Raw genomic sequence first — 5,799 nt, forward strand, 5'->3', positions numbered from 1 at the left:
GCGCGCGGGCGACTGGCGGAGTTCATCGCGCACGGGCTGAGGCGCTACGACCTCGAGCGTGACATGCCAGCGGCCGCCGCGGTCTCCCGACTCTCGGCCGATCTCAAGTTCGGAACGCTCTCGCCACGCACCGCGGCCGCCGCAGCGCTCGACGCCGCGGGCCGTGGTGGCGACGTGCCGGTGAGTGCCGCCGAGAAGTTCGTCTCCGAGCTGCGATGGCGCGACTTCTACTCGCACGTGCTGTTCCACTTTCCGCATGTCGAGTCGCGCGCGTTTCGCGTCGCCGCGGACTCGATCCGGTGGGAAGGCGGTCCGGCGCACCTCGAGGCGTGGAGGCTCGGGCGCACCGGCTATCCGATCGTGGATGCGGGCATGCGGGAGCTGGCGGCGACCGGTTTCATGCACAACCGGGTGCGCATGATCGTCGCGTCGTTTCTCACCAAGGACCTCCTGCTCGACTGGCGCCTCGGAGAGCGCTGGTTCATGACCCAGCTCGTGGACGGTGACCTGGCCAGCAACAACGGCGGCTGGCAGTGGGCGGCCTCGACCGGGACCGACGCTCAGCCCTGGTTTCGGATCTTCAATCCGGTACTTCAAGGGCAGCGTTTCGACCCCGAGGGCGACTACGTCAGGCGCTGGGTCCCCGAGCTGGCGGAGCTTCGGGCGTCGGACGTTCATCAGCCGTGGCTGTCGAAGGCGACAGGCTGGCTGTTCGGGTCGAATGACTACCCGGCGCCGATCGTCGATCACCCAACTCAGCGGGAGCGGGCGCTCGCCATGTACCGCGCAACCGGCGAGTCGCTTACGGGTCCTGCAGGCGGGCCCGAGCCCCTGCGATAGATTTACGAGATATCGCGACTCGCGATATCTCGTGAGCCATGGCCGATCTCGAAGATGCCGCTTGCGTAATTCGGCCGACTCACGATATATCGTGATCCTATGTCAGCCACGGATGGCTCAACTGCGGCAGCCGGTCGTTCGGCGCTCGATCCGATCCTGCGCCCGCTCGCCGAGGCGGCGCTCGGCGCCTGCGACGGAGCGCTCTGCCGGGTGTGGCTCATGGGGCCGGGCGATCAGTGCGCTCAATGCGCCCAGGCCCCTCACTGCCCCCACCGCGAGACCTGCCTGCACCTGGTCGCGAGTGCCGGGCTGACCTCGCGCATCGACGGACCGTTTCGCCGCTTTCCGCTCGGGCACGGCGAAGTCGGGCGCGTTCCGATCGAACGCCGGCCCTTGATCGCAAACAGCGGGCTGGCCGCCGCCGGCCTCGCCGAGGCGACCTGGCTCGCCACCCATCGCATCGTGGCGTTCGCCGCACTTCCGATCGAGTACGGGGGCCAGGCGATCGGGGTGCTCGCGGTGTTCAGCCGCGCCCCGATCGCGGAACGCGAACGGGCGGCGCTCGATGCGATCGCACGCCTCGGCGGAACCGCACTCGGACACCTGCGCGCCTATCGCGAGCTCGCGACCGAGCGCAATCAGCTGGTGGTGCGCCACGCTCGCGCGACTCGCGGCGTGGTCGCCAATTCCGCGACGCCCGCGCCCGAGTCGAGCGTCGCGGCGCCGCGCGCCACCGCCACCGCCACCGCCACCGCCACCGCCACTGCGGATACCACCTGGCTGCGACCGCTCGCCGAGTCGGAGCGCGAGAGTATCGAGCGAGTCCTCGCCCACACCCGCGGCAAGGTCAGTGGTCCGAGCGGTGCGGCTCGCGTGCTCGGGCTCAAGCCCACGACCCTGTTTTCCCGCATGAAGAAGCTCGGCATCGAGCGGCGTGCCGCGCCACGCACAGCGGCAGCGCCGGCTCCCGTTGCTCCGGGGCGCGACTGATGCGGCCGCTGCATGCGTGGACGAACCACGAGTTCCAGATCCCGCTACCGGCAGGCCACCGCTTCCCGAGCGCCAAGTACGCGCCGCTGGTCGAGCGCGTGCTGAGCGAGGGGCTGGTCGAACGCGACCAGCTGCACCCCGCGCGCGAAGCCCCCGTCGCGTGGCTCGAGCGCACGCACGCGGCCGAGTACGTCGCGCGCGCGATCGGCGGTACGCCAACGATGGACGACGCGCGACGCCTCGGGCTGCCGTGGTCGCGGGCGCTGGTCGCGCGCGCACGTGCCTCGGTGTACGGAACCGTCGCGGCGTCCTTCGCGGCACTCACGCACGGCGTGTCCGGGAACCTGGCCGGCGGCAGTCATCACGCGCATCGCGACCGCGCGGGCGCTTACTGCCTGTTCAACGACATCGCCGTCGCGATCGAAGTGCTGCGCGCCCGAGGTTTCGCCCGTCGCCCGTTCGTCGTGGATCTCGACGTCCACCAGGGCGACGGCACCGCGACGTGCTTCGCCGGCGATCCGAGCGTTTTCACGTTCTCGATGCACGCGGGTGCCAACTACCCCGCCCGCAAGGCGCAGAGCTCGCTCGACGTCGAGCTGGATTCGGGTTGCGACGACTCCACCTATCTGGCGGCACTCGAAACGCATCTGCCGGCGGCGCTCGAGCACCATCGGCCCGACCTGGTGTGGTACCAGGCGGGCGTCGACCCGCTGGACGAGGATCGCCTCGGCAAGCTCGCGATCACCGCGGACGGCCTCGCGCGGCGCGATTCGCACGTGTTCGAATGGTGCGAGCGGGTCGGCGCGCCGGTCGTGGTCACGCTGGGCGGCGGCTACTCCGACCCGCACGATGCCAGCGTCGAAGCGCACCTCGGAGTGTGGCGCGCCGCACGCCATGCGCGGGAACGGCGCGCGAGCGTCAACGATCCGCGTCCCTTCGACCACGGCGTGGACGAAGCACTCGCCGCCGACTGACGCGATTGCGCAGCGATTTCGACGCGGCGCGCTGGCACGACTCTGGCCCTGAACCTCGCCGGCCCCCTCCACGCATGGGAGGTGTCACGATGAAGTCGAAGCGAATCTGGATCCCGGTCGGGCTTGCCGCAGCACTGGTGTTCGGGGCGCTTGCGCCGGCCGGAGGACTCGCACCCGCGGCCTACGCCAAGGCCGAAGCCACCGCATCGAGCACGGCGAAGAAGAAGGTCGTTCAGCGTCAGTTCACCGGCTACGTCGTCGCCATGGAGAAGGCGTCGTTCACCGTCGAGAAACGCGGCAAGAAGGCGGAGACCCGAGTGTTCTCTCGCAACGCCGAGCTCAAGACCACCGGCGAGCTGCAGAAGGACGCGTACGTCACGGTCTATTACCGCGACAAGGATGGTCAGGCCGTCGCTCACAAGGTGGTGGTCAAGGAGCCTTCGAACACCTGACGGGTGCGGTGACCCTTCGCCCGCTGCGGCACGCCCCGGGGCGGCCCGAACCGCCCGGGGGCGCCGGAGCCCGCGTGCGCGCTGGCCCGATCGCGCTGGCTCGATCGCGCCGGCTCGATCGCGCTGGCTCGATCCCGCTGGCTCGATCGCGCTGGCTCGACCGCCATGGGTGGCTGCGATAGGCTGCGCCTCCCGGTTTCGAATCCGCGAGGCATGCCCTGAGCGATCACTCTGCGTTCCGCAAAAAATCGCAGAATTCACCCGCCCGGCAGCCCGCCCGTCGGGCCGCTGCAATTGCGCTGGCAGTCATGGTGGCCGCCTGCCTCTGCAGCGCCGTCGGCCCGGCCGAGTCCGCCGTGCGTGCGAACGCGATCTCGCTCGAGCAGGCGCTCACCATTTCGTCCTTCTCGGGCCTGACCTGGTCGCCGGACGGTTCGACACTCGCCTACGTCGTGACCTCGGTCGACTCGGCCGAGAGCACCAGCAACGCGGACTTGTGGCTCTACGACTTCACCCGGCACCGCGAATGGCAGTTGACGCGCCATCCGAAGAACGACGTCTCCCCGACGTTTTCCGCGACCGGGGACACGATCGCGTTCATCGCGAATCGCGGCAGCGGTGAGGACGCACGCTCCGCGATCTGGATGCTGTCGCTGTCGGGCGGCGATCCGTGGGCGGTCGGCACCTACGACGAAGCCGTCACCGAAGTGCAGTGGTCGCCCGACGGCCGCACGCTCGCATACGTGAAGCTCGACACGCTGCCACGCACGGTGCGCGAGTGGCGCAAGCAGAAGTGGGACCACCTGGTCGAGGACGAGATTCTCCAGTGGCCGCAGATCTGGACGCTCGATCTCGCCACCGGCAAGCAGCGGCGCCTCACGACCGATGCGACCGGCAAGTGGTATCTGCGCTGGGCGCCCGACGGCACGGCACTGGCGTGGATCACGAGCCCGACCGGGCGCCCCGATGAAGAAAACCAGCAGGACCTCGCGGTGGTTGCCGCGCGCGGCGGCCCGGTGCGTCGGCTGGGAGTGATCGGCACGGCGTTCACATGGTCCCCCGACGCACGCTGGATCGCGCTCGCGACCGGGACCGATCGCGCTCAGTGGGTGCAGAAGCGCGAGCTGGTCGTGGTGCCATCCGGCGGCGGGGCGGCTCGCATTCTGACCGCGCAGTTCGATGAGGATGCGACGTTGCCGGCCTGGAATGCGACCCGCGACACCCTGAGCTTTCACTCCGCGCAGGGCGTGACGACGCGCATGGCGCGGGTGGCTCTCGCCGGCGGCGCCGTGACGCTCGGCACCGACGTGAACGGAACTGCAACCGCGCTCACCAGCGCTCCGAACGGTCGCGCGGCGTGGATCCAATCGGGCCCCGAGGAGCCGGGCGAGATCGTGGTCGCCGCTCACGCCGATCGAGCCGGCTCTCCGCTCACCGCGCGCAATGCGGCACTCGCCACGCGCACGTTCGGCTCGATGCGAACGGTGCGCTGGACCAGCAGCGACGGTGTGAGGGTCGAAGGGCTGCTGCTGAGGCCCGCCGGAGCGGCAGCGCGCGGCGCGCTGCGGACGGCGGTGGTGCTGCACGGCGGCCCTTACTCGACGCGCTTCGATCTCGGCTTTCAGGCGATCCCTCAGTGGTTCGCGGCCAACGGCTGGCAGGTGTTCATGCCGAACTTCCGCTCGAGTGGCGGCTATGGAACCGCCTTCATGCGGCGCGAGCGAGCCGACTGGGGCGGACAGGACCATCGTGACGTGACGAGCGGAGTGGACCACCTGGTGGCACAGGGGCTCGTCGATTCCTCGCGCCTTGCGGTGTTCGGGCGCTCGTACGGCGGCTATCTGACTGCGTGGACGATCACGCAGACGTCGCGCTTCGACGCGGCCTGCGTGATTGCGGGGATCTCGGATCTGCGACTGCAATGGGGCGTGAGCGACGTCCATCGCTATCGCGAATACGAACAGCAGGGGCCACCGTGGGAACGCGAGGCGATCTATCGCGATCGTTCGCCGATCCAGCAGGTGCGGAAGGTCAGGACTCCGACGCTGATCCTGGTCGGCGCGAACGACCCCCGCACCCCTCCGGCGAACAGCGAGCTGCTCTATACCTCGCTGCGGCGCCTCGAAGTACCGACCGAACTGGTGAGGTACCCGCGCGAGCTGCACAGTCCGCGCGAGTATCGCCATCAGTGGGATCAATGGACGCGCATCCGCGCGTGGTTCGATCGCTGGGTGAGGTGAGGACGATGGGACGCTACGAGTTCTGGCGACTGTTGAGACGTGCGCTGCTGCTGGCGGCGCTGGCGGGATTCCTCTTCGCCGTGTGGCCCACCCCGTGGCGTCACACGCACATCACGTTGGAGGACGGCACCTATCCGGTGCGGATTCACCGCGTGACGGGCGAGGCTCAGATGCTCACCCCCGAAGACGGTTGGTGGCAGATGGGTTCGGGAGATCCGAACACGGGCGAGCCGCGTGGCGGCACGACCAGCTAGGCCGGCGCGCGGCGCCCGACCGCCGGCGTCGCTGCGCGCGCTGGCGCAC

At 69.7% G+C, this 5,799-nt stretch carries 6 protein-coding genes; all 6 read left to right on the plus strand.

All coding sequences use genetic code 11. The features are described from left to right. Positions 1–840, plus strand: an 840-nt coding sequence (locus HOP12_15115) for a deoxyribodipyrimidine photo-lyase (GenBank protein ID NOT35474.1), incomplete at its 5' end; no start/stop codon positions are given. Positions 841–939: 99 nt separating this feature from the next. After that, on the plus strand, positions 940–1,830 hold the full coding sequence (locus HOP12_15120) for a GAF domain-containing protein (GenBank protein NOT35475.1): 891 nt from the start codon (positions 940–942) through the stop codon (positions 1,828–1,830). After that, positions 1,830–2,804, plus strand: coding sequence for a histone deacetylase (locus HOP12_15125; GenBank protein ID NOT35476.1), 975 nt, complete (start codon positions 1,830–1,832; stop codon positions 2,802–2,804). The genes HOP12_15120 and HOP12_15125 overlap by 1 nt, the downstream gene beginning before the upstream one ends. An 89-nt stretch (positions 2,805–2,893) precedes the next feature. Next, positions 2,894–3,256 (plus strand): hypothetical protein, encoded by a 363-nt coding sequence (locus HOP12_15130; GenBank protein NOT35477.1) that lies wholly within the window; start codon positions 2,894–2,896, stop codon positions 3,254–3,256. Positions 3,257–3,612: 356 nt separating this feature from the next. Beyond that, a complete protein-coding gene (locus HOP12_15135; GenBank protein NOT35478.1) occupies positions 3,613–5,496 on the plus strand; it encodes a S9 family peptidase in 1,884 nt (627 codons plus the stop codon). Between the two features lie 5 nt (positions 5,497–5,501). Next, entirely contained in the window at positions 5,502–5,750 is a 249-nt protein-coding gene (locus tag HOP12_15140; protein ID NOT35479.1) for a hypothetical protein, read from the plus strand. Positions 5,751–5,799: the final 49 nt, after the last annotated feature.

This window comes from Candidatus Eisenbacteria bacterium, assembly GCA_013140805.1.
Taxonomy (GTDB): domain Bacteria; phylum Eisenbacteria; class RBG-16-71-46; order RBG-16-71-46; family RBG-16-71-46; genus JABFRW01.